At 69.8% G+C, this 22,635-nt stretch carries 20 protein-coding genes; 9 read left to right on the top strand and 11 right to left on the bottom strand.

Going from position 1 to position 22,635, the window contains the following annotated elements; translation table 11 throughout:
- Positions 1-18 precede the first annotated feature (18 nt).
- From gyrB to dnaA, 7 genes are all read right to left on the bottom strand, one after another.
- Positions 19-1,962 carry a DNA topoisomerase (ATP-hydrolyzing) subunit B gene (gyrB, locus tag J2S55_RS16750; protein ID WP_306861632.1) on the bottom strand — a complete coding sequence of 648 codons (1,944 nt, stop codon included), beginning with the start codon at positions 1,960-1,962 and terminating at the stop codon, positions 19-21.
- 300 nt (positions 1,963-2,262) lie between these two features.
- A complete protein-coding gene (locus J2S55_RS16745; RefSeq protein ID WP_306861630.1) occupies positions 2,263-2,811 on the bottom strand; it encodes a DciA family protein in 549 nt (182 codons plus the stop codon).
- Positions 2,812-2,962: 151 nt separating this feature from the next.
- Positions 2,963-4,135 (bottom strand): DNA replication/repair protein RecF, encoded by a 1,173-nt coding sequence (gene recF, locus J2S55_RS16740; protein WP_306861627.1) that lies wholly within the window; start codon positions 4,133-4,135, stop codon positions 2,963-2,965.
- Positions 4,136-4,458: 323 nt separating this feature from the next.
- The gene (gene gnd, locus J2S55_RS16735; RefSeq protein ID WP_306861625.1) at positions 4,459-5,400 is read right to left on the bottom strand and encodes a phosphogluconate dehydrogenase (NAD(+)-dependent, decarboxylating); all 942 of its coding nucleotides are present in this window, start codon (positions 5,398-5,400) and stop codon (positions 4,459-4,461) included.
- Positions 5,401-5,432: 32 nt separating this feature from the next.
- Positions 5,433-6,170 carry a 3-keto-5-aminohexanoate cleavage protein gene (locus J2S55_RS16730; RefSeq protein ID WP_306861622.1) on the bottom strand — a complete coding sequence of 246 codons (738 nt, stop codon included), beginning with the start codon at positions 6,168-6,170 and terminating at the stop codon, positions 5,433-5,435.
- Positions 6,171-6,233: 63 nt separating this feature from the next.
- Positions 6,234-7,373: a DNA polymerase III subunit beta gene (gene dnaN, locus J2S55_RS16725; RefSeq protein ID WP_306861620.1), complete on the bottom strand. Its 1,140-nt coding sequence runs from the start codon at positions 7,371-7,373 to the stop codon at positions 6,234-6,236.
- Between the two features lie 572 nt (positions 7,374-7,945).
- A complete protein-coding gene (gene dnaA, locus J2S55_RS16720) occupies positions 7,946-9,682 on the bottom strand; it encodes a chromosomal replication initiator protein DnaA (protein WP_306875450.1) in 1,737 nt (578 codons plus the stop codon).
- 533 nt (positions 9,683-10,215) lie between these two features.
- Here dnaA and rpmH point away from each other — a divergent pair.
- The 8 genes from rpmH (at position 10,216) to J2S55_RS16680 (ending at position 15,635) form a co-directional block, all read left to right on the top strand.
- Positions 10,216-10,353, top strand: coding sequence for a 50S ribosomal protein L34 (rpmH, locus tag J2S55_RS16715; protein WP_010849920.1), 138 nt, complete (start codon positions 10,216-10,218; stop codon positions 10,351-10,353).
- A gap of 111 nt (positions 10,354-10,464) precedes the next feature.
- Positions 10,465-10,839: a ribonuclease P protein component gene (gene rnpA / locus J2S55_RS16710; protein WP_306861596.1), complete on the top strand. Its 375-nt coding sequence runs from the start codon at positions 10,465-10,467 to the stop codon at positions 10,837-10,839.
- The gene (yidD, locus tag J2S55_RS16705; protein WP_306861594.1) at positions 10,836-11,117 is read left to right on the top strand and encodes a membrane protein insertion efficiency factor YidD; all 282 of its coding nucleotides are present in this window, start codon (positions 10,836-10,838) and stop codon (positions 11,115-11,117) included. Before rnpA ends, yidD begins: the two co-directional genes overlap by 4 nt.
- Before the next feature lie 4 nt (positions 11,118-11,121).
- The gene (yidC, locus tag J2S55_RS16700; RefSeq protein WP_306861592.1) at positions 11,122-12,072 is read left to right on the top strand and encodes a membrane protein insertase YidC; all 951 of its coding nucleotides are present in this window, start codon (positions 11,122-11,124) and stop codon (positions 12,070-12,072) included.
- Positions 12,073-12,105: 33 nt separating this feature from the next.
- Positions 12,106-12,609 carry a Jag family protein gene (locus J2S55_RS16695; protein ID WP_306861590.1) on the top strand — a complete coding sequence of 168 codons (504 nt, stop codon included), beginning with the start codon at positions 12,106-12,108 and terminating at the stop codon, positions 12,607-12,609.
- A 147-nt stretch (positions 12,610-12,756) separates the two neighbouring features.
- Entirely contained in the window at positions 12,757-13,467 is a 711-nt protein-coding gene (gene rsmG, locus J2S55_RS16690) for a 16S rRNA (guanine(527)-N(7))-methyltransferase RsmG (RefSeq protein WP_306861588.1), read from the top strand.
- A 296-nt stretch (positions 13,468-13,763) separates the two neighbouring features.
- On the top strand, positions 13,764-14,576 hold the full coding sequence (locus J2S55_RS16685; RefSeq protein WP_306861586.1) for a ParA family protein: 813 nt from the start codon (positions 13,764-13,766) through the stop codon (positions 14,574-14,576).
- Between the two features lie 72 nt (positions 14,577-14,648).
- Complete coding sequence (locus tag J2S55_RS16680) at positions 14,649-15,635, top strand: ParB/RepB/Spo0J family partition protein (protein WP_370879678.1); 987 nt, start codon at positions 14,649-14,651, stop codon at positions 15,633-15,635.
- 267 nt (positions 15,636-15,902) lie between these two features.
- On the opposite strand, the gene J2S55_RS16675 is transcribed toward J2S55_RS16680, so the two are convergent.
- The 4 genes from J2S55_RS16675 to J2S55_RS16660 form a co-directional block, all read right to left on the bottom strand.
- Positions 15,903-16,415, bottom strand: coding sequence for a P-loop nucleotide/nucleoside kinase family protein (locus J2S55_RS16675; RefSeq protein WP_306861584.1), 513 nt, complete (start codon positions 16,413-16,415; stop codon positions 15,903-15,905).
- 548 nt (positions 16,416-16,963) lie between these two features.
- Positions 16,964-18,025: a threonine aldolase family protein gene (locus J2S55_RS16670; protein ID WP_306861582.1), complete on the bottom strand. Its 1,062-nt coding sequence runs from the start codon at positions 18,023-18,025 to the stop codon at positions 16,964-16,966.
- Between the two features lie 686 nt (positions 18,026-18,711).
- Entirely contained in the window at positions 18,712-19,668 is a 957-nt protein-coding gene (locus J2S55_RS16665) for a D-alanine--D-alanine ligase family protein (RefSeq protein WP_306861580.1), read from the bottom strand.
- 381 nt (positions 19,669-20,049) lie between these two features.
- Positions 20,050-21,282: an aminotransferase-like domain-containing protein gene (locus tag J2S55_RS16660; protein ID WP_306875446.1), complete on the bottom strand. Its 1,233-nt coding sequence runs from the start codon at positions 21,280-21,282 to the stop codon at positions 20,050-20,052.
- Between the two features lie 295 nt (positions 21,283-21,577).
- Between J2S55_RS16660 and J2S55_RS16655 the strand changes: the two genes are divergently transcribed.
- Positions 21,578-22,198 carry a hypothetical protein gene (locus J2S55_RS16655; RefSeq protein ID WP_012895722.1) on the top strand — a complete coding sequence of 207 codons (621 nt, stop codon included), beginning with the start codon at positions 21,578-21,580 and terminating at the stop codon, positions 22,196-22,198.
- Positions 22,199-22,635: the final 437 nt, after the last annotated feature.

Genomic DNA, 22,635 nt, shown 5'->3' with positions numbered 1-22,635 from the left:
GAGGCTGTACGGCTACCGCTACACATCGAGGAAACGGACGTCTCGCGCGTTTCTGATGATGAAGGAGCGGCGGGCCTCGACGTCCTCACCCATGAGAACGCTGAACAGTTCGTCGGCCTGCGCGGCGTCGTCGAGGGTGACCTGGCGCAGGACGCGGGTCTCCGGGTTCATCGTGGTCTCCCAGAGCTGGGAGGCGTTCATCTCGCCCAGACCCTTGAACCGCTGGATGCCGTCGTGCAGGCGCGGGTCGCGCTTGCCCCGGGCCATGCCGTCCGCGATGATCGCGTCGCGCTCCGGGTCGGAGTAGGCGTAGGAGGCGTCCTCGCCCCGGCGGTCCCACTTGATCTTGTAGAGCGGCGGCTGGGAGAGGTAGACGTGCCCGGCCTCGATCAGGGGCCGCATGAAGCGGAACAGCAGCGTCAGCAGCAGCGTGTTGATGTGCTGGCCGTCGACGTCGGCGTCGGCCATCAGGATGAGCTTGTGGTAGCGGAGCTTGGCGATGTCGAACTCGTCGTGGACGCCGGTGCCCATGGCGGTGATCAGCGCCTGGACCTCGGCGTTCTTCAGCACCTTGTCGATGCGTGCCTTCTCCACGTTCAGGATCTTGCCGCGGATGGGCAGGATCGCCTGGAACTTGGAGTCGCGGCCGCCCTTGGCGGAGCCGCCCGCCGAGTCACCCTCGACGATGAACAGCTCGCACTTCTCCGGATCGCTCCACTGGCAGTCGGCCAGCTTGCCGGGCAGACCGGAACCCGACTCCAGCAGCGACTTGCGCCGGGTCAGGTCGCGGGCCTGGCGGGCCGCGATGCGGGCGCGCGCGGCCTGCAGGGACTTGTTGATGACGTCCTTGGCCTCGCCCGGGTTGCGCTCGAACCAGTCGCGCAGGTGGTCGTTGCAGGCCTTCTGGACGAACGACTTGGCCTCGGTGTTGCCCAGCTTGGTCTTGGTCTGGCCCTCGAACTGGGGGTCGGCCAGCTTCACCGAGATGATCGCGGTGAGGCCCTCACGGATGTCCTCGCCGGAGAGATTGTCGTCCTTGCCCTCCTTGAGGAACTTCTGCTCGCGGGCGTAGCGGTTGACGATCGACGTCAGCGCCGCCCGGAACCCCTCCTCGTGGGTGCCGCCCTCGGCCGTGTTGATCGTGTTGGCGAAGGTGTAGACCGACTCGCTGTAGGAGTTGTTCCACTGCATGGCGATCTCGACCGAGATCCCCTCGCCGTTCTCCTCGAAGTCGATCACCGAGAGGTGCGCGGCTTCCTTCTTGGAGTTGAGGTGCTTGACGAAGTCGGACAGGCCGCCCTCGTAGTGGTAGACCACCTCGACGGGCTCACCGTCGATGTGGTCGGGCCGCTCGTCCCGGATGGAGATCGTCAGGCCCTTGTTGAGGAAGGCCATCTCCTGGAAGCGGCGCGAGAGCGTCTCGAAGCTCCACGTCGTGGTCTCGAAGATGGTCTCGTCGGCCCAGAACGTGATCGAGGTGCCGGTCTCGCCGGTCGGCTCGCCCTTCTCCAGGGGCGCCGTCGGCCGGGAGTCCGCGTAGGACTGCCGCCAGTAGTGACCGTCGGTGCGGATCTCCACCTCCAGCCTGGTGGACAGCGCGTTCACCACGGAGACGCCGACGCCGTGCAGACCGCCGGAGACCGCGTAGGACTTGCCGTCGAACTTGCCTCCCGCGTGCAGCACGGTCAGGACGACCTCGACCGCGGGGCGCTTCTCGACGGGGTGCATGCCGACGGGGATGCCACGGCCGTTGTCCACGACCCGCACGCCGTTGTCGGGGAGCAGGGTGATCTCGATCCGGTCGGCGTGCCCGGCCAGGGCCTCGTCGACGGAGTTGTCCACGACCTCGTAGACGAGGTGGTGGAGACCGCGTTCTCCGGTCGAGCCGATGTACATACCCGGGCGCTTACGGACCGCCTCGAGTCCTTCGAGAACGGTGATTGAGCTAGCGTCGTAGGACAAGTGCGGAATCCTCCTGCCGCGGACATGCAGCGGGAGAAACGAATCTCAGCCCCGCCGTGCCCGTCACCGTCGTGAATGCCCCGATGCGCTCACCCAGGGGAGTCGGCTTACGTGCCGGGGGTGACACGCAAACGGACGTGTCCGGAATTCGGTTTCATTCTAGCGGCTCGGCGCGCGTGATGTGGCATTGACGGGCTCCAGAACGCTCTGTCGCGCGTCGACCATCCACTCAAGCATCCCCCTACACGGAGGGGGGTCATCGCGCCAGAGAGGCCGCTGATCCGTTTTCCGGGAAGTCGATCACCCGTAGGTGTCACCCGGGCCGCGGCTGCCGGTGACCCGCAGACCACCGCTGGGACGCGGCCCGTTCTGCGGGCCGCGCACCTTCACCCGCTGCACCGTTCCGTCGCCGAGCTCCTCGTTCAGGCGTCTGACCAGGGTTCTTGCCAGCAGCCGCACCTGGGTCGCCCAGGCGGTGGAGTCGGCGACCACCACGACCTCGCCGTCGGCGAAGGTCTCCGGCCGGGTGTGCGCGGCCAGATCGGAGCCGACGATCTCGTGCCAGCGGCCGAACACCCCGCCCACGGCGACGGGCTGTTCCCAGCCGCGGTCGGCCAGCAGATCGGCGATGGCCCGGCCGAAAAGCTGGGGATCGCCGAAATCCCGGCGCGGGCCGGCCGCCCTGCGCCGGGGCTCCCGGCGGGGGAGCTGCCCCCTCCTGGCCGCGTCCGCCTTGGCCTGGGCCAGCTTCTCGCGGGCCAGCGCCGCGCCCTTGGCCGCCGCGCTCCTGGCCGACCCCGCCTCCGGCGTCTCCGGCCCGGGGACGGCCCGGCCGTCCGCTCCGGGCACGGCCCGGGGCTCCCCGGACGGTGTCGCGCCGGGCTCCGGCGAGCTCCCCGCGGCCGCGCTCCTGCTCTCCCTCTCCCCAGATGCGCTCCTGATCTCTCCGGCCGCGCTCCGGGGCTCCCCGGACGGTGCCGGGCCGTGCTCCGGGGACCTGTCATCGGACACGCTGCACGCTCCCCTCGGTGACGGCGTATCGGGCCCCGACCAGCTCCGCGGGCACGTCGTCGGCGACCGCGGCGGTGATCAGCACCTGCTCGGCCGGGGCGACGATCTCGGCCAGCCGGCGGCGGCGCTGGTTGTCCAGCTCGGCGAAGACGTCGTCGAGGATCAGCACCGGATCACCGCCGTCGGCCCTGAGCAGGTCGTAGGCGGCCAGCCGGAGTGCCAGCGCGAACGACCACGACTCGCCGTGGCTGGCGTAACCGCGCGCGGGCAGCTCCCCCAGGCCGAGGAACAGGTCGTCGCGGTGCGGGCCGACGAGGGTGACGCCGCGTTCGATCTCGGAGTCGCGGACCTCCAGCAGGCCGGCCCTGAGCCGCTCCTCCAGGGTCGCGCGGTCGGCCCCGGCCTCGGTGGGGAGCGTGCCGCGATATTCCAGGCAGGCGGGGGCCGAGCCGGGCGCGAGGGCCGCGTAGGAGGCCGAGACCAGCGGCCGCAGCGCCTCGACCAGCTCCAGCCGGGCCGCGAGCAGCTCCGCGCCGTGCCTGGCCAGATGGGCGTCCCAGACCTCCAGGGTGCTCAGGGGGTCTCCGGCGCCGGCCGCGGCGAACGCCGCGTCGTGCTCGGCCCGCCGCCCGCTCCGGCCGCCCCGCCGGGCCTGCGCCGCCGTACGCAGCAGGGCGCCGCGCTGCTTGAGCACCCGGTCGTAGTCTGCGCGGACCCCCGCGAACCGGGGCGCCCTGGCCACCAGCAGGTCGTCGAGGTAGCGGCGCCGCTCGGAGGGGTCTCCCTTGACCATGGCCAGGTCCTCGGGGGCGAACAGGACCGTGCGCAGCAGCCCGACGACGTCGCGCGGGCGCGAGACCGGCGAGCGGTTCAGCCTGGCCCGGTTGGCCCGGCCCGGGTTGATCTCCAGCTCGACCAGCGCCCGCCGGTCCTCCCGGACGATCACGGACCGGATGATCGCCCGCGCCGCCCCCTGCCGCACCAGCGGCCCGTCGCTGGCGACCCGGTGGCTCGACTGCGTCGCCACGTATCCCAGCGCCTCGACCAGGTTGGTCTTGCCCTGCCCGTTGGGACCCACGAAGGCCGTGACCCCCGGCTCCAGGCCGAGGTCGACGGTGTCGTAGGACCGGAAGTCGGTCAGGGAGAGGTTGGCGACATGCACCCCAGGAAGATTAGTCGGACACGCCCCCCGCCGGGGCCTCGCCTGGTCCGTACGGCCCGCGTCCACGGGCCGGCGCGGCCCGCACGCCCGCGGGAGGACGGGCGCTGACAAGCCCGCCGCCCATCGGTCCGTCGCCGGCAGGCCGGTCGTCCACCGGTCCGTACGGCCCGCGTCCGGTGCGGGGACGCGGGTCTCCACGACCGGCGCCGTACGGGCCGGCGCGGCCCGCCCGTCGGCGGGGTTGCGGGCCCGAGCCCGTGGGAGGGCTCGGGCGCGGGTCGTACGGGGCCGGTCGATCTTCCGGCCTCCGTCGGAGACCCGGTCTACTTCTCGGCCTCCACCGGAGGGACGACGTCGGCGCCCGGGGCGTCGGCGCCCTTGGCGGTCTCGCCCTCCTTGGAGGTGACGGCGTGCCCGCCGAACTGGTTGCGCAGGGCCGCGACGACCTTCATGGCCGGCGAGTCGTCCTGCCGGGAGGCGAAGCGGGCGTAGAGCGCAGCGGTGATGACCGGCAGCGGCACCGCGTGGTCCACGGCGGCCTGCACGGTCCACCGGCCCTCGCCGGAGTCCTGCGCGTAGCCCTTCAGCTCGGCCAGGGCCGGGTCCTCGTCGAGCGCGCGGACCAGCAGGTCGAGCAGCCACGAGCGGATGACCGTGCCGTTGCGCCAGCTCTTGAAGGCACCGGGGACGTCGGTCACGACGTCGGAGGCCTCCAGCAGCTCCCAGCCCTCGGCGAAGGCCTGCATCATGCCGTACTCGATGCCGTTGTGGACCATCTTCGCGAAGTGGCCGGCGCCGACCTCACCGGCGTGGACGAAGCCGCCCTCTTCGGGCTTGAGCGTGTCGAAGATCGGCATCAGCCGCTCGACGCCCTCCTTGGAGCCGCCGACCATCAGCGCGTAGCCGTTCTCCAGGCCCCAGATCCCGCCGCTGACCCCGCAGTCGATGAAGCCGATCCCCTTGGCGCCCAGCTCGGCGGCGTGCTTCTGGTCGTCCAGATAGTGCGAGTTGCCACCGTCGATGACGATGTCGCCGGACGACAGCAGGTCGCCGAGTTCCTCGACCGTCGCCTGCGTCGGCGCCCCGGCGGGCACCATGACCCACACCGTGCGCGGCGCCTGGAGGCGGTCCACCAGGTCCTTCAGGCTGGAGACGTCACTGACCGCGGGATCGCGGTCGTATCCGACGACGTCGTGACCGCCGCGGCGCAGCCGCTCGGCCATGTTGCCGCCCATCTTGCCCAGCCCGACCATGCCGATCTGCATACGAGCACCCCCTTCAGGGTTCCATCATCCACCTACACCCGGCGTGCCAGCGCAAGCCGTACCAGATCGGCGTTTCCATCAACGGGACCGCCCACAGGGCTGTGGAGAACGTCCTCGAGACCGATGCGCGTGGCCAGACCTAATTGCCCCGCTTCATCGACAAGTATCCAGGCAGGTTCTCCCTCCCCGTGGAGCAGCCGCGGGCCGGGGACGGCGAGCTCGTCGAGACGGCCGAGCACGGCGTGCGCACGCGACACGGCGGTGTCCGCGGAGCCTCCGATGATCTCGACGAGCACCCGTACGCACTCCAGCCCGGTCTCGGCGAGCGCTTCGGCGTCGCCGATGGACCAGACCCCTGCCTCGACGCCCACGCCGAGCCGCCGAAGATCATGCCACAGGTCGGAGAAGCCGGGTTCGGAGAGGTTCACCGACGCGAAGTCCGGCCGGTCCTCCACGGGCAGCGCGGCCCAGCCCCGTACGGCCTCGCGCCGCGCCCCCGCGTCCCCGCCGGTCATCCACAGCCCTGTGCTCACCCCGACGGGGAGCCCGGGGCACGCCCGCCGCACCGCGCGGACGGCCGCACCGATGTGGACGGCGCTGAGCGTCTCGCTGCCCGCCTCGTCACGCGGATGCATGTGCACGGCCGCCGCACCCGCCTCACGGGCCTCACGGGCCGCCTCAGCGAGCTCCAGGGGCGTCAGGGGGAGGGCCGGGTGCGCCCCCGGCTCCCTGTTGCCGTTGAGACACGCCTTGATCATGGCTAGGCCCATTCACGCCTCCCCGATCCGCTCCGCGCCCGCGGACGGATCCCGGGGACGCTCCGGGACAAGTATTCAGCTGGACAGGCGGATGGGCATGATCAGGTAGCGGTAGTCGGGGACGCCCCCGTCGTCCACAGGCTTGCCGCCGGTGAGGATGGCGGGCTTGGTGGAGGTCGTCATCTGCAGGCGGGCGACGTCGGAGTCGATCGCGCCCAGGCCCTCCAGCAGGAACTGGTGGTTGAAGGCGATGTTGATGTCGTCGCCCTCGAAGTCCACCGGGAGCACCTCGACGGCCTGGGCCTCGTCGCCGCTGCCCGCCTCCAGGACGACCTCGTCGCCGCGGAAGGCCAGCCGGACCGGGGTGTTGCGCTCGGCGACCAGGGCCACGCGCTTGACGGCCTCGACGAACGCGCTCGTGGACAGGTCCGCCCGCGCGGAGAACTCGGTCGGCAGCAGCGAGCGGTATTTGGGGAACTCCGGGTCGAGCAGCCGGGTGGTGGTGCGGCGGCCGGCGCTGGAGAAGCCGATCATGCCTTCGCCGGTGCCGCCGACGGAGCTCATCGCGATCTCGACCTCGGCGCCGGTGCTCCCCAGGGCCTTGGCGGCGTCGGCGAGGGTCTTGCCCGGGATCATGGCGATCGCCGAGAAGTCGGGCTGGCCCGGCTGCCACTTCAGCTCCCGCACGGCGAGGCGGTAGCGGTCGGTGGCGGCGAGGGTGACGGTGTCGCCCTCGATCTCCATGCGCACGCCGGTCAGCATCGGCAGGGTGTCGTCCTTGCCCGCCGCCACCGCGACCTGGCCGACCGCCGAGGCGAACACGTCGCTGCCCACCCGCCCGGCGGCCGGGGGCATCGTCGGCAGGGAGGGGTAGTCCTCCACAGGCATGGTGAGAAGTGTGAACCGGGCGCTGCCACAGGTGACGACAGCCTTGGCGCCCTCCACGACGAAGTCCACAGGCTGTGCGGGCAGCGCGCGGGTGATCTCGGCGAGGAGCTTGCCCGAGACGAGCACCACGCCCGCCTCGCCGCTCTGCGGTTCGAGGGTCACCTCGGCGGAGACCTCGTAGTCGAAGCCGGAGAGCTTGAGCTGCCCCGTCTCCGTGACTTCCAGGCGCATGCCGGCCAGCACCGGCACGGAGGGACGCGCCGGAAGACTGCGTGCCGTCCATGCGACCGCCTCAGCGAGTACGTCTCGCTCGATCCGGAACATCACGTGGATCTGCCTCCTGTGTGTCGAGCGCTCTTCGCTCGATGCCTTGGGTTCGAGTGTTCACTGTCCCGCACATGCGCTCCCCGGAACCCCTCTATGGGTCTTGAGTTTCTAGTTAGAGATACAAGGGGTCATCGCATTAGGGGCTGTGGAAACTGTGGAAGATCGCTGTTTCCGCAGGTCAACTATAGTTTTTTCATCCACTGGGGGTGTGGGTGACGGGTGTGGAGAACTCGCGGGGCTGGGGAGAACCGAGCTGTACACACAGGCCATCCCCAGATCTTGGTGCCGTCGTCCACCGGTTATCCACGAGGTTTCCCCAGGTTCTCCACGGGGTAGGAAGGCGTTTTGTCCCTGGGGAAAACTCTCTTCACAGGGCGTCCCCAGGTTCTCCCCAAGTTGTCCACGAGTTGTCCCCAGGTTCTCCCCAGAGTTGTCCCCAGGCCGTGTGGGCACCCGGAACCCCCCGATCCGGCGTTGATCATGGTCGGCGGCGCCGATCGAACCCGCCGGCCGGCCCCGTACCACTGATCCACAAGGTTTTCCACAGCCTGTGCATCACGCCAGGGCGAATCTCATCCATTGCGCGACTGCTGCTTGATCCGCGTGGTGAGTTCGTTGACCTGGTTGTAGATGGACCGACGCTCCGCCATGAGCGAGCGGATCTTCCGGTCGGCGTGCATGACCGTGGTGTGGTCGCGTCCGCCGAACTGCTGACCGATCTTCGGCAGCGACATGTCGGTGAGCTCCCGGCACAGATACATGGCGATCTGCCGGGCGGTGACCAGGACGCGTGAGCGCGACCCGCCGCACAGGTCGTCGATCGACAGGCCGAAGTAGGCGGCGGTGGAGGCCATGATCGTGGCGACCGTTATCTCGGAGCCGGCGTCCTCGGTGATCAGGTCCTTGAGCACGACCTCGGTGAGCTGCAGGTCCACCGACTGCCGGTTGAGGCTGGCGAACGCGGTGACCCTGATCAGGGCCCCCTCCAGCTCGCGGATGTTGGTGGAGATGCGGCTGGCGATGTATTCCAGCACCTCGGGCGGGGCGGCCAGGCCCTCCTGGATCGCCTTCTTGCGCAGGATCGCGATGCGGGTCTCCAGCTCCGGCGGCTGGACGTCGGTGATCAGGCCCCACTCGAACCGGTTGCGGAGCCGGTCTTCCAGGGTGACGAGCTGCTTGGGCGCCCGGTCGCTGGAGATGACGATCTGCTTGTTGGCGTTGTGCAGGGTGTTGAAGGTGTGGAAGAACTCCTCCTGGGTCTGCTCCTTGCCCTCCAGGAACTGGATGTCGTCAACGAGCAGGATGTCCACGGCCCGGTAGCGGCTGCGGAAGCCGTCGGCCTTGTGGTCGCGGATGGAGTTGATGAAGTCGTTGGTGAACTCCTCAGAGCTGACGTATCTCACCCGCGCGCCGTCGTAGAGGCTCTGCGCGTAGTGGCCGATCGCGTGCAGCAGGTGGGTCTTCCCCAGGCCCGAGTCACCGTAGATGAACAGCGGGTTGTACGCCTTGGCCGGCGCCTCGGCCACCGCGACCGCGGCCGCGTGGGCGAAGCGGTTGCTGGAGCCGATGACGAAGGTCTCGAAGGTGTATTTCGGGTTCAGCCGGGCGGGTTCGCCCTGGGTGCGGCCGCCGCGGCCGTCCCATCTGTTGGGCACCGGGCCGGCCGCCGGCTGCGCGGGACGCTCGAAGGTGTCGGGCTCAGGGCGCGAGGCGGGAGGGGGCTGCGGGGTGTATCCGCCGCGGCCGTATCCGCCGCCCTGCTCGGCCGGCGGCGGGGCCGGGGAGGGCTCCGCCGGGAGGTACGGCTGAGCCGGCTCCTCCATGTGCTGGTAGGAGTAGGAGAACGGCTGGGCCTGTGGTTGGTGCTGTGGATATTCGGTGGACGGCGGTGCGGCGGGCCCGGCGGCCGGGTAGGGGTGCTGGGGCCCGGATCCGCCGTGGTGCTGGGCGTTCACCGGCTGTGCATAACCCTGCTGCTGTCCACCGCCCTGTGGATAACTCTGCGGCGGCGCCTGTGGATAGGACTCCGGGCGGGAGGCGACGCCGGAGTCGGAGCCCGTGGCGCTGGGGTCGACCATGACCGCCACCCGCATCGGGCGGCCGAACTCCTGGGAGAGCGCGTGGCTGATCAGGGGACGGAGCTTGTTCTCCAGGACATCTCTGGCGAAATCGGTGGGGGCGGCGAGCACCACGGTGTCGTTCATGAGGCCGAAGGGCCGGGTCATGCTGAGCCAGACACGCTGCTGGGACGGGACGCTCTCGTTGAGGGAGTTCTCCAGAGCCCGTGCCCACACCGCGCCGAGGTCCATTCCATCCACTGCCCGGCTCACCTCCTCCGACGCGGCCCCCGCTGAGCTCACCGCGATCTGTTTATCCACACCGATGAACCGCCGGGCGCATCGGATTCCCCCGTTGTCCACATGTCGGCCTGCCCGTGGCCCGGCGGGGTCGCTGTCTGTAATCCACAGCGAATCCACACGGTGTGCACAGCCCCCCACTTGCCGCCTGACGCATTCCGGCAGCGGAGAGTGGGTCTGGGAGGGCCGACAGTAGCCCTGTCCACAGCCGTGTTCAAGACGTTGTCCACAGCCTAGTGGCACCACGAGGGGGGCTGAGTGCACATCCTGTGGACGGCGGGGTGTCGGTGGATAAAGGGGCTGTGGATCCGTGGATAACCTAGCTCCACGTGCTTTCCGGTTTGACCTGGGACACGCGTTCCCCGTAACGTACGACGGTCGGCTTACCACGCGACGGCTATTTCGCATGCCCCGCTTACCGTAAGCCAGCCACTGCCGAGCGTCCCCATGTGCTGGGGACGCGTTTTGAAGCCTGGAGCCCACTCGTGAGCAAGCGTACTTTCCAGCCGAACAACCGTCGTCGCGCGAAGACCCACGGCTTCCGGCTGCGGATGCGCACCCGCGCCGGCCGCGCCATCCTGGCCGCCCGCCGTCGCAAGGGCCGCGCCGAGCTCTCCGCCTGACGCATCCGTTGTGCCCGGTCCGCCGGGCCAAGGCAGCAGCGTCCCGTCGCCCGCCGGCCGTGATGTCGGCGGGCGATAGCCGTACCTGCCCAGGGTCACCAAGGTTCTCGCGTGTTGCCGTCCGGGTCCCGCATGCGCCGGGGCGATGAGTTCGCAAACGCGGTCAGAAAGGGAAGCCGTGCAGGCCGTCCCGCCCTGGTCGCGCACTTGAGCGTGCGCGCGGACGGCGACGAGCCACCCCTGGTGGGATTCGTGGTGAGCCGCGCCGTGGGAGGCGCGGTCGTCCGCAACAGAGTCAAACGTCAGCTGAGACACCTCGTCCGGGACCGTCTTCACCGTCTCCCGAGAGGTAGCCTGCTGGTTGTACGCGCCAATCCATCGGCCGCGTCCGCGCGGAGCGAGCGCCTTGCCGCCGAACTCGACGTCGCGCTGGATCGTTTACTCAGGCGGCGAGAGCCTTCCAAGGCTCACATGGATGGGCGATGATGACGGCGCAGCAGATCGCCGGAGTTTCTCCGGCAGCCAGGATCCTGATGGCTCCTATCCGGTTCTACCGGACATTCGTGAGCCCTCTGCTGGGTCCCCGTTGCCGCTTCCACCCTTCGTGCAGCGCTTACGGCCTTGAGGCGATGGCCGTCCACGGTGCGTTGCGCGGCACATGGTTGACGATCCGCAGAATCGGGCGTTGCCACCCATTCCATCCCGGAGGTTTTGACCCGGTGCCCCCACGCCCGGTCCGGTCCGACGAAACGCAAGGGAGCTAGCTCGGTGGAGCTGTCCTGGCTGAATTGGCTATACACAGCCGTCGCCCAAGTCATCACCTGGATTCACCAGGGTTATAGCAGCTTCCTCGCCCCTGACAGCGGGCTGACCTGGGCGCTGACCATCATCACCCTGACCGTGCTGATGCGGCTGCTGATCTTCCCCCTCTTCCTCAAGCAGATGCGCTCGTCGAAGAAGATGCAGGAACTGGCACCGAAGGTCCAGGAGATCCGCAAGCGTTACAAGAACGACAAGCAGCGCATGAACCAGGAGGTCATGGCGCTGTACCAGGGGCAGGGGGCCAACCCGCTGGGTGGCTGTCTGCCGATCGTGGCCCAGTTCCCGATCTTCATCTCGATGTTCACCGTGCTGAACGCGATGGCCCACGGCCAGCTCAAGTTCGGCATGACGCAGCATCTCGTCGACAGCGCCCGCGCGGCGCACATCTTCGGCGCGCCCCTGCCGGCGACGTTCTGGACCGACTCGGCCGACATCATCAAGCTGGGTGCCGACCCGATCGCCACCAAGGTCGTTCTCGCGATCTTCGTGGCGATCAGCTCGCTGACCACGTTCCTCACCGTCCGGCAGAGCGTGGGCCGCTCGATGGCGCAGATGCCGGACAACCCGATGGCGCAGCAGCAGAAGATCCTGATGTACATCTCGCCGCTGTTCGCGATCTTCTCGCTGAACTTCCCCCTCGGTCTGATCCTCTACTGGGTCACCACCAACCTCTGGACCCTCGGGCAGCAGCACTGGTTCTACAGCCGCAACCCCTCCCCGGTGGTCGACGCCAAGGGCAACATGGTGACCCCCGAGCCCAAGCCGAGCCTGCTGAGCAAGGTCAAGAAGGCCGCTCCCGAGCCCGAGGCGCCGCCCGCGCCGCCGGAGCCCAAGCCGACCCGCCAGCAGCCGACCCGCCAGCCGCGCAGCAAGCGGACCGGTAGCAAGAAGTCCTGACGACAACCTGACAGCACGAAGGAGTGGCCGGACGTGACCGAGGCCGAGGCCGAAAAGGAGACCGTGAAGGCGGCTCCGGATCTCGCTGCGCTGGAGCAGGAAGGCGAGATCGCGGCGGACTACGTCGAGGGTCTGCTCGACATCGCCGACATCGACGGTGACATCGACATGGACGTCGAGGGCGATCGCGCCGTGGTGTCGGTCGTGGACATCAAGGGCGGCGACCTCGTGGGCCCCAACGGCGAGGTGCTGGAGGCGATCCAGGAGCTGACCCGGCTCGCCGTCCACCGCCAGACCGGAGAGCGCTCGCGGCTCATGCTCGACATCGGCGGCTACCGCGACCGCCGCCGGACGGAGCTGCGCGAGCTCGGCAGCAAAGTCGCCGCGGACGTCAAGCGCAACGGCGAGCCGAAGGCGCTGCAGCCGATGACCCCGTTCGAGCGCAAGATCGTGCACGACGCGGTCGCGGCGGCGGGGCTGCGGAGCGAGTCCGAGGGCGAGGAGCCCCGGCGTTTCGTGGTGGTCCTGCCCGCATAACGCAGACAGGCACAGACACTGGCCGCCGTCCCCGGTTCCCGGGGACGGCGGCCTTTTTCGCGGCCCGCCCTTGTGCGCCCGTACGGGACGGGCCGTTAGCCTTAGAAAATCCTGACCCAGACAGTCCCGAGGAAGAGTGAGCGTCGAGTGAACGAGCAGATCCCCGAGCCGCCCGAGGTCGCGCGCGAGGTGTTCACCGGCGACGCCTGGTCCAGAGCGGAGGCGTTCGCGGCGTTGCTGGCCGGGCCCGGGGTGGTGCGCGGGCTGCTCGGGCCCCGCGAGGTGCCCCGCATCTGGGACCGCCACCTGCTCAACTGCGCGGTGGTCGCCGAGGCCGTCCCCGCCGACGTGCGGCTGGTCGACATCGGCTCGGGCGCCGGTCTGCCCGGCCTGGTCCTGGCGATCGTACGGCCGGACATCAAGGTCACGCTCCTGGAGCCGCTCCTGCGCCGGACGGTGTTCCTGGAGGAGTGCGTGGAGGCGCTGAAGCTCGACAACGTCGAGGTGCTGCGCGGCCGGGCTGAGGAGTTCGTGGGGAAACGCGAGTTCGACGTGGCCTGCGCGCGCGCCGTGGCGCCGCTCGACCGGCTGCTGAAGTGGTCGCTGCCGCTGTTGCGCGAAGGGGGCGAGCTTCTCGCGATGAAGGGAGAGCGGGCAGCGGAGGAGCTGGCGGACGCCGAGGGGCAATTGCGGTCCAGTGGGGTGCAGACCGCCGAGCTTGTATCGGTCGGGCACGGTAAGGTCGAGCCGCCTGCAACTCTCATCCGAGTGGTCGCCGGTCGGACCCCCGAAGGAGCGCGGCAGGCCTCTCGCCGGAAGGATCGTGAATCGCGATCGAAGCGGGCACGACGCCAGTAGACAGACCGAGTAAAGCGAGTACGAGGCCAGTGAGTGACCGTGTGAATGCGATCGTCAGCGCGGCGGGCGGTCTCGGCTGGCCGGAGAATCCTGTCACCCCGCCCCATCGACGCTCCTCTGGCCTGGGATGGCCCGCACCGGCTCCCGCCCCCGTAGCCAGCTCGGTTGAAAGGACGACGACCGTGACCCAGACCCCCCTTAATCCCGGCGACTCGCCGCTGGTACGAGAGGCACTCAGCTCAGTGGTTTCACGTGAAACATCGGCCCAGACGACCACGGCGGCTCCTGGAGGTTCCATGGGGACCCGGGGGGAAGGCTGGCCCCGCCCTCCCAAGACACGCATCTTCACCGTCGCCAACCAGAAGGGCGGGGTGGGCAAGACCACGACCTCGGTGAACCTGGCGGCGGCGCTGTCCATGCACGGGCAGCGGGTGCTCGTGGTCGACCTCGACCCGCAGGGCAACGCCTCCACGGCGCTGTCCATCGAGCACCGTGGCGACGTGCCCGACATGTACAAGGTCCTGGTGGAGGACATGTCCCTGGCGGAGGTCGTCAAGGAGGTCCCGGAGATGCCCGGGCTCTACTGCGCCCCCGCCACGATCGACCTGGCCGGCGCCGAGATCGAGCTGGTCTCCATGGTGGCCCGGGAGGCCCGCCTCCAGCGCGCGCTGGCCGCGTACAAAGAGATCGAGCTCGACTACGTCTTCATCGACTGCCCGCCGTCGCTCGGCCTGCTGACCGTCAACGCGTTGATGGCCGCCAACGAGCTGCTGGTCCCCATCCAGTGCGAGTACTACGCGCTGGAAGGTCTCGGCCAGCTGCTCCGGAACGTGGACCTCGTCCGCGCCCATCTGAACCCCGCGCTTGATCTGTCCACCATCCTGCTGACGATGTACGACGGGCGGACCCGGCTCGCCTCCCAGGTCGCCGAGGAGGTCCGCTCCCACTTCGGTGACACCGTGCTGAACACACTGATCCCCCGGAGCGTCCGGGTCTCCGAGGCCCCGAGCTACGGCCAGTCAGTCATGACCTACGACCCGGGCTCCAGCGGTGCGATGGCCTACATGGACGCCGCCCGCGAGATGGCACATCGTGGCGCGGCCGTGTGAACGTTGACAGACTTACGGCTGTCGTCGTCGTGGGAACGCCGAGGGCGCAGACCTTGAGCCGTGGGAGGGGCAGTGAGTAAGCAGCCGAGAAGAGGGATGGGCGGTAAGGGGTTGGCGGCCCTCATTCCGACGGGCCCACCCCCGGCGCAGACCGTGGCGCCGTCGGCGACCGCGACGATGGTCGCGCCGGAGCCGGTCGCGCAGCGGCAGCCGGCCCCGGACCTCAGGCCGGTCGCGGGGGCCTACTTCCTTGAGATCCCGATCGAGGACATCGAGCCGAACCCCCGTCAGCCCCGGGAGATCTTCGACGATCAGGCGCTGGAGGACCTGGCCACCTCGATCCGCGAGGTGGGCCTGCTCCAGCCCGTCGTGGTGCGCTCGGTGGACGGAGAGCGCTACGAGCTCATCATGGGGGAGCGCCGCTGGCGCGCCTCCAAGCTCGCCGGGCTCAAGGAGATCCCGGCGATCGTGCGGAGCACCCAGGAGGACAAGCTCCTCCTGGACGCGCTCATCGAGAACCTCCAGCGCGAGCAGCTCAACCCCCTGGAGGAGGCGGCGGCCTACCGGCAGCTGATCGACGACTTCGACGCGACCCACGAGCAGCTCGCCGCCCGCATCGGCCGTTCCCGCTCCCACGTGACGAACACGCTCCGGCTGCTCAACCTTCCTCCCCGGGTCCAGCTCCGTCTGTCGGCCGGCACGATCACCGCCGGGCACGGCCGCGCTCTGCTGACCCTGGACGACCCCGCGGCGCAGGAGCGGCTCGCCGACCGGATCGTGGCCGAGCTGCTGTCGGTCCGCGCCGTCGAGGAGATCGTGGCGGTGGGGGATGCCAAGGCGGCCCCGGCGCCTGCGCAGAAGACCTCGAGGGCGAAGCCGGCCGAGGAGCCCGCGCTCCGGCACCTGGCCGACCGTCTCTCCGACCGTTTCGAGACGCGGGTGAAGGTGGACTTCGGCCGCCGCAAGGGCCGGATCGTGGTGGAGTTCGCGACCATCGACGATCTGGAGCGCATCATCGGGACCATGGCCCCGGGCTCCATGCAGACAGCCGAGGAGTGACCCTCCCCTCCACGGACGAGGTTTCGAGGGCGGGCTCCCTGTTTCACGTGAAACAGGGAGCCCGCCCTCTTCTGTCCGCTCTCTTCTTGTCCAAGGGGGATACGGCGCCGGTACGGCAGGCGGAGGGAGAGCCGTCCCCGGGGCGTAGGTGCCTGGAAGGGGCCAGGGATGCCGCCGGGTCCCGTTCCGTGGATCAGCTGAGACGCCGCGCGCGGCGCCGGCCTCCGCCGGCTGCGGACATCGTTCCGAAGCGCTCGACAGGGGACCTCAGCGAGCATCGCCGAGGTGGGCCATGGCGACCCGCGCGTTGTCGGCCAGCGGAGCGGTGGAGTCGAGTATCAGGCGCTCCTCGCGCCAGGCGTCGAAGTTCGCGCGTCGCGCATCCACCGATGCCCAGGTCGGCTCGGCGAACCCGTCGATATCGCGCTGACGGGCCTCAAGCCGTCGCCGATGCAAGGCGCGGTCGGGACAGACCACTTCGATGTAGCGCAGCGCCACACCCCGCCGGCGGGCCAGGGCGCGCCACTGCTCCCGCGCCTCCTCGGCATCGTTCACCGCGTCGACGATGACTGTCTGCCCGAGTGCGAGAACGTCGGAGGCGAGCGCCTCCACCACGACGTAGGCCGCCAGCCCGGTCGGCTGGCCGCGCCCCACCCCCGCTCTCCACATCGCCGCCTCCACCGGGTCAACCGACAGCACCGGTGCTGGAAGCAGACGGCCCAGCTCTTGAGCGATGGAACTCTTGCCGACGCCGGGCAGGCCGCTCATCACGATCAGCATGACCGGAACACTGCCACACGGCACCGACAAGGCTTGTCCATGCCGGGGAAGACCTCTCGATGATCGTCGGCCGCGCCGCTGAACCGGTCGGCGCCTCCGACCTGATTCCGGAACACTCAGCGAGCCGGTGGCTCCCAAGGGCATCTCGCCCTGCCGCCTACCCACTCCGAGTACGGTGACCCTCCGCGTACCAGTGCCCTGTCCTCAACGGTGGCGTCGTTCTCAACGGTGGCATCCGGAAAGTGCGCGCCGGCATCGACTGAAGCGGCATCCCTGAGCGCTGCGGTCTCCGGTCGATCGTCCACCGTGGCCGGTCCGTGCGGGGCCGCTGTTTCACGTGAAACGGCGGCGTGGAGGACATGGCTCCCGGAAACCCGCCCCTCTGGCGAAGATCTTCTGTTTCACGTGAAACAGAAGACCAGCGAACGGCGCTCTCTGTTTCACGTGAAACCCTGCCCCAGGGGACCGTGCTTCTGTTTCACGTGAAACTCCGCCCCGAGAGGCGATGCCTCCGTTTCACGTGAAACAGTCGCTCCTTGAGGCGGTGATCACGCGCCGCTGCTCGCTCCGTGGACGGCGAGACGGATGTCGGAGACGAAGGTGTCGACATGCTCGGCCGTGGTGTCGAAGGATGTCACCCACCGCACCACGTTCTCGTCGGCGTCCCAGACATGGAAGAGATAGCGCTGCTGGAGCTCGGCGATCGCCTTCTCCGGGAGGACCGGGAAGACGGAATTGGACTGGACGGGGTAGCGGAGCGAGACGCCGGGAAGACCGGCGACGCCGTCGGAGAGGCGGTGGGCCATCGCGTTGGCGTGGGTCGCGTTCTCGCGCCAGAGACCACCGGTGAGGAGCGCGGTCAGCTGGGCTGAGACATAGCGCATCTTGGAGGCGAGCTGCATGCCCTGCTTGCGCAGGAACAGTGCCGGAGCGTCCAGCTCGGGATTGAGGATGACGAGCGCCTCCGCGCCCATGGCGCCGTTCTTGGTGCCGCCGAAGCTGAACAGGTCCACCCCCGCGTCCGTGGTCAGCGCGCGCATCGAGCAGTCGAGCCAGGCCGCCGCGTTCGCCAGGCGAGCGCCGTCCACATGAAGGAAGAGGCCACGCGCGTGGGCGAACTCCGCGAGCTCGGCGATCTCGTCAGCGGTGTAGCAGGTGCCGCACTCGGTCGCCTGGGAGATGGAGATGACGCGGGGCTGGGAGCGTTGCACGTTACCCAGTGCGGAGAGCTCGCCACGGATGCCGTCAACCGTTATCTTGCCGTTCTCCGTGGGGAGGGGGACCAGCTTGGCGCCGAGCAGGCGTTCGGCGGCACCGCACTCGCTGGTGTTGATGTGGGCCGTGGCGGGGCAGAGCACGGCGTCGTAGGAGCGCAGGGTGAGACCCAGCCCCACGACGTTGGCGCCGGTGCCGTTGAACATGGGGTAGACGGTCGCCCCGGCGCCGAACTCGGCACGGAAGACGTCCTCCATGGCCCGGGTCCAGCTGTCTCCGCCATAGGCGGGGGCATCTCCGGTGTTCGCGTCGACGACGGCGGAGAGAACCGCGGGGTGCACGCCCGCGTGGTTGTCGCTGGCGAAACTCTTGGGGAAGGGGGTGGGAGTCAGCACAGGGCCAGCCTAGGCGAGCGGCTCCCGTGACCCGCCGGTACGCCGCCGTGCCCCCGCGACCGTTGCATCCCTGCGCGCTGCTGTACCCCCGCGTGCTGCCGTACCTCTGAGCGCCGCCGTACCCCCGCGGCCGTTGTATCTCTGTGCGCCGCCGTACCTCTGAGCGCCGCCGCACCCCCGCGGCCGTTGTATCCCTGCGCCCCCACGGATGCCGTTCCCTCCTCCACCGATCAGCGGGTCCGGAGTGCTCCGCCGATCAGATCATCCGGAGGCGGTGGAGAGGCACGGCACCCGTGGGGGTCGCAGTGGCCACCCCGGATCGGGAGAACGGCATGAGGATCATCTGGAGCGGACGGTCCTGCCCAAGGCAGAGAGCGGCCCGGCATGGCGGGCGGAGCGACCGAGGCGGCGTCAGGAGCTTTCCGGCGACAGGATCTGTCCGGTGCGGGGCTTGTCCAGTGCGGGGCTGTCCGGATCCGGAGAGCAGGGCTGTCCGGAGACAGGAGCGGGCGCTCCTGGCGGCCGTCCCGGCCGGGACCGGGGCACCCGGGTGTGAGATCTGGGGTAGGGACTCCTGGGCTGTGAGACAGGGACGCCCGGCACCGTTCTGGGACGGAGTGATTCCATCCAGGGGTGCCGGGCGGCCGGTCCAGGACGCCGGGCGGTCAGGATGCGGGGCGGCGGGGTCAGGCGGCGCCACGGGCGGCGGCGCGCTCCAGCAGCACCCGGCAGACAGTGCCGAGGTCGTCGCCGGCGGCTTCGACGGCCATGGGGAGCAGGGAGGTCTCGGTCATGCCGGGGGCGACGTTGACCTCCAGGAAATGCGGCAGGCCGTCCCTGTCGACGATGAGGTCGGTGCGGGAGATGTCACGGAGACCGAGGGCGGTGTGCGCGGTCACCGCCATCTCGGCGCAGGCGGCCAAGGCTTCGGGCGACAGGCGGGCAGGGGCGAAGAACTCGGTGTGGCCGGCGGTGTAACGGGCCGCGTAGTCGTACACGCCCTTGTCGGGAACGATCTCCACGGGGGGCAGGGCCACCGGGCCCTCGCCGAGGTCGACCACCGCCACGCCCACCTCGACGCCTTCGACGCAGCGCTCGATCAATGCGGTGTCACCGTAGGCGAAGCAGCCGACCATGGCGGCCGGGAGGTCTTCGGCGGTGCGGACGGTCGACGCGCCGAGCGCGGAGCCGCCTCGGGAGGGCTTGACGAACAGGGGGAGCCCGAGGCGTTCCACGATGCGGGTCAGCACGGTGGAGGCGCCGAGGTCGTGGAAGGTCTCCTTGGGGAGCGTCACCGAGTCGGGAGTGCGCAGACCGACGGAGCGGACGACCGTCTTGGCGGTGGGTTTGTCGAAGGCCACGCGGCAGGCGTCGGGGCCGGCGCCGACGTAGGGGACGGAGAGGAGTTCGAGGACCGAGCGGATGGCGCCGTCCTCGCCCGCCCCACCGTGGAGGGTGACGAAGACCGCGTCCGGCGGATCGGCGAGGATGGACGGCACCAGCGAGGCGTCGGTGTCACGGGTCTCCACGACGATCCCCGCGTTGCGCAGCACCTCGCTCACCCGGCGGCCCGAGCGGAGGGACACCTCCCGCTCGTAGGACAGTCCGCCTGCCAGGACGAGCACATAGCCCAGATCACTCACCCGAAATACCTCTCTACGCAGCCTGCGCCGGACCAAGGGAGACGCTCACCACGATCAGGGTGATCGCCGCACAACGGCGCCGGAAATCACCGTACGGCAACTCGCCGCCCCGGCGCGCACCCGAGGGAGCCCATGTCGGCGGCCGCCTGTCATAGCGGGCGCCCGCCGAGGAAGGTGCCGGGTGAGGATCCGGGCCCCGGGCGCTCGCGCGGAATCGGGCGAGGACTGGTCCTGAGGATGATCCGCGCTGATGTGGGCGGGCTGGGGACCAGAGCCCCGGGGGGTCCGCGCCGATCTGGCCGGACGAGGGACCAGAGCCCCGGGGGGTCCGCGCTGATGTGGTCGGGCGAGGACTGGCCCCGGGGGTGTGTCCGGGTGGGATCAGGCGAGATCCGGCCCCGGGGTGTCCACGCCGATGTGGTCGGGCGAGGAGCCGGTGCCGAACGTGTCGCGCAGCCGCAGCTCCTGCTCGATCACTCCGGCCAGGCGGCGGACGCCTTCGCGGATGCGGTCGGGCTCCGGGTAGCAGTAGGACAGCCGCATGTGGCGGGCGCCGCCGCCGTCGGCGTAGAAGCCGGTGCCCGGGACGAAGGCCACCCGTTCGGAGACCGCGCGGGGCAGCAGCGCCTTGGAGTCGAGCCCCTCCGGGAGGGTGGCCCAGACGAAGAAACCACCGCTGGGGCGGGTCCAGGTGACGTCGGCGGGCATCAGGGCCTCAAGCGAGCTGATCATGGCGTCCCGGCGCTCGCGGTAGAGGACCTGGAAGGACTTGATCTGCTCACGCCACGGCTGGGTGGCGAGGTATTGGCCGACGGCGAGCTGGGTGAAGGAGGAGTGGGACAGGACCGCGGACTCCATCGCCAGCACCAGCTTGTCGCGGATGGCGTGCGGGGCGAGTGCCCAGCCGACCCGGAAACCGGGGGCCAGGGTCTTGGAGAACGAGCCGAGATAGACGACGCCGTCGGCGTTGTCGGCACGCAGCGCCCGCATGGGCTCGCCGTCGAACCCGAGCATGCCGTACGGGTTGTCCTCGACGATCAGCACGCCTGCCCGCTGGCAGATGTCGAGCACCTGCTGCCTGCGCGCGGTGTTGAGCGTCACCCCCGCCGGGTTCTGGAAGGTGGGGATCGTGTAGAGGAACTTGATCGGGCTGCCCGCGGTCTTCAGGGCGTAGATCGTCTGGGCGAGCGACTCGGGGATGATCCCCTCGGCGTCCATGGCGATGTGGACGACCTTGGCCTGGTAGGCGGAGAAGGTGCCCAGGGCGCCGACGTAGGAGGGACCCTCGGCGAGCACGACGTCGCCGGGGTCGATGAAGATCCGGGTGATCAGATCGAGGGCCTGCTGCGAACCGACCGTCACGACGACGTCGTCGGAGTTGGCCTCGATCCCTTCCATGCGCATGACGTCGCAGATCTGCTCACGCAGATGTGGGTCTCCCTGCCCGGAGCCGTACTGAAGCGCGACCGGGCCGCGGCGGGCCACCAGGTCGGCGACGAGCTCTCCCACGGTGTCGAGGGGGAGCGCGGTGACGTACGGCATGCCGCCGGCCAGCGAGACCACCTCGGGCCTCGACGCGACGGCGAAAAGAGCTCGAACCTCGGAGGCGACCATCCCGGCAGCTCGTGCGGCGTACCGATCGACGTAGGCATCGATCCGCGACCCCTGGGCCGCGATGGTCTGACCGTGATCTGAGTCTTGGGGCACGGTCCACCTCCTAGGTCATGTGGAGCACATGGTGCTCATGCTAGAGAAACCAGGGTACGTCAGTGGCGGTTGTCGTCTGCGTGGGGGGACGGGAGACCCTGAAACAGAGGCCCTCCCTGAGCTACGATGCCAGCTGAAGACGTCGTTTTCGCGCGGTTTTCGCCATGGCTTGCGCTCGTCTCGCCAGGATTGGGGCCAACAGGTGTCGCGTCGGCTGGCAAACGTCACACTCGACAATCTCGATGACCTGCCGCGCCGGTGCCGCCGGTGCGTCTTCTGGGAGCTCGACCCCGTCAACGGGAACCGGGCGGTCGAGGTGGGCGATCCGGGGCTGGAGAAAGAGGCCTGGATCTCCTCCACGCTGCTGGAGTGGGGGAGCTGCGGCAAGATCGTCTATGTGGACGGGGTGGCGGCCGGGTTCGTGCTCTACGCGCCGCCGCACTACGTGCCGCGCTCGGTGGCCTTCCCGACCTCGCCGGTCAGTGCCGACGCCGTGCTGCTGATGACGGCGCACATCGTCCCGGAGTTCTCCGGCGGCGGTCTGGGCCGGATGCTGGTCCAGGGTGTGGCCAAGGACCTGACCCGGCGCGGGGTCCGGGCGATCGAGGCGTTCGGCGACCTGAAGTGGGAGCAGCCGGGGGCCTGCCTGATGCCCGCCGACTACCTGCTCTCGGTGGGGTTCAAGACGGTCCGGCCGCATCTGCGCTTTCCCCGGCTCCGCCTTGAGCTCAAGACCGCCGTGTCGTGGCGCGAGGATGTCGAGGTGGCGCTGGAGAGGCTGCTGGGCTCCATGAGCCCGGAGAGGGCGCTACGGCCCGTCTGACGGTCTCTCCCCCCCGGCCCCGCCCCCGGGCCGCGCCCCCGCCCGGAGAGGGCGTCACGGCCGCCCTGTGAGGCGCTACGGCACGCCTGCCACTCGCGCCGGCCCTCAGTCGGCCGGCGCAAGCCGTACATGCCTCGGCCGGCGCAAGCCGTACATGCCTCGGCCGGCGCAAGCCGTACATGCCTCGGCCGGCGCAAGCCGTACATGCCTCGGCCGGCGCAAGCCGCACACCCTTCGGCCGGCGCAAGCCGTACATCCCTCGGCCGGCGCAAGCCGCACACCCCTCGCGGGGCCGCTCCGCCGTACCGGGGCGCGCGCCGCCGGACCCGCCACGGACGCGCGGAAGCCCCCTGCCGTCGGGCGAGGGGGCTTTCGCTGGGTGGGTGTGCCGCTCGGAAGCGGGTGGTACGGCGTGCGCTGTGGGGTGCGACCAGCCG

This window comes from Streptosporangium brasiliense (genome assembly GCF_030811595.1).
GTDB classification, from domain to species: domain Bacteria; phylum Actinomycetota; class Actinomycetes; order Streptosporangiales; family Streptosporangiaceae; genus Streptosporangium; species Streptosporangium brasiliense.
The sequence above is the reverse complement of the archived record's forward strand: the minus strand, read 5'-3'. Positions and strand labels throughout refer to the sequence as shown.

What these genes read in the sequence shown, in the direction of transcription:
- gnd (WP_306861625.1), bottom strand. Translation starts at nt 5,400, where the DNA reads ATGCAGATCGGCATGGTCGGGCTGGGCAAGATGGGCGGCAACATGGCC.
- J2S55_RS16730 (WP_306861622.1), bottom strand. Translation starts at nt 6,170, where the DNA reads ATGGGCCTAGCCATGATCAAGGCGTGTCTCAACGGCAACAGGGAGCCG.
- dnaA (WP_306875450.1), bottom strand. Translation starts at nt 9,682, where the DNA reads ATGGACCTCGGCGCGGTGTGGGCACGGGCTCTGGAGAACTCCCTCAAC.
- yidD (WP_306861594.1), top strand. Translation starts at nt 10,836, where the DNA reads ATGATGACGGCGCAGCAGATCGCCGGAGTTTCTCCGGCAGCCAGGATC.
- J2S55_RS16685 (WP_306861586.1), top strand. Translation starts at nt 13,764, where the DNA reads ATGGGGACCCGGGGGGAAGGCTGGCCCCGCCCTCCCAAGACACGCATC.
- J2S55_RS16675 (WP_306861584.1), bottom strand. Translation starts at nt 16,415, where the DNA reads ATGCTGATCGTGATGAGCGGCCTGCCCGGCGTCGGCAAGAGTTCCATC.
- J2S55_RS16660 (WP_306875446.1), bottom strand. Translation starts at nt 21,282, where the DNA reads ATGGTCGCCTCCGAGGTTCGAGCTCTTTTCGCCGTCGCGTCGAGGCCC.